Source organism: Streptomyces niphimycinicus, from assembly GCF_018883605.1.
Classification (GTDB): domain Bacteria; phylum Actinomycetota; class Actinomycetes; order Streptomycetales; family Streptomycetaceae; genus Streptomyces; species Streptomyces niphimycinicus.
This window is the reverse complement of record NZ_JAHLEM010001297.1, coordinates 1-763: the sequence shown is the minus strand read 5'-3', so window position 1 is coordinate 763 and position 763 is coordinate 1. Positions and strand designations below refer to the sequence as shown.

The window sequence follows — 763 nt, the reverse complement described above, 5'->3', positions numbered from 1 at the left end:
GACGCCGCCCGCGCGCTGGGGCAGGCGACCGCCGAGGTCCATCTGGCGATGGCCCGCGCCCTGCCCACCGCCGTGCTGCGCCGCCCGCAGATCGAGCACCTCGCCGCCGCCATGAGCGAACGGCTCGACTCTGCCGCCGCCGCGGTGCCCGCCCTCCAGCCGTACCGCGCGGAGCTGCACGGCGCGTACGAGGACCTGGCCGCGCTGGGGCGCGCGGGCCGCACCTGGGCGGCCCAGCGCATCCACGGCGATCTGCATCTGGGGCAGGCGCTGCTGACCGGGGACGGGGATGGGGATGGGGATGGGGATGGGGATGGGGAGGGGGATGGGGATGGGGAGGGGGATGGCGACGGGCGCGGAGGCGGTATCGGTGGCGGGCGGTGGTCGCTGATCGACTTCGAGGGCGAGCCGTCCCGTCCGCTGGCCGAGCGCCGCCGCCCGCAGCCGCCGGTGCGCGATATCGCGGGCATGCTGCGGTCCTTCGACTACGCGGCGGCCGTGGGACGCCATGAGCGCCCGCAGGAGTGGGCGGGCCGCACCCGCGCCGCGTACTGCGCGGGCTACGCGGAGGCGTCCGGCACCGATCCGCGCGCCGAGCCGGAGCTGCTGCGCGCCCATGAGACCGACAAGGCCGTCTACGAGGTGCTCTACGAGGCGCGGCACCGCCCCGACTGGCTGTCGGTCCCGATGACCGCGATCCGCCGCCTCGCCACCGCCCGCGCCTGAGCCATGGGGCCACGGGCGGCGCGGGCCCGTGGCCCGG

General features: G+C 77.5%; 1 protein-coding gene. It reads left to right on the top strand.

Annotated features, from left to right (window positions below):
* Positions 1-726: phosphotransferase (locus tag KN815_RS49440; RefSeq protein ID WP_216348245.1), on the top strand; the 726-nt coding region annotated here is incomplete at its 5' end.
* Between the last annotated feature and the right edge of the window lie 37 nt (positions 727-763).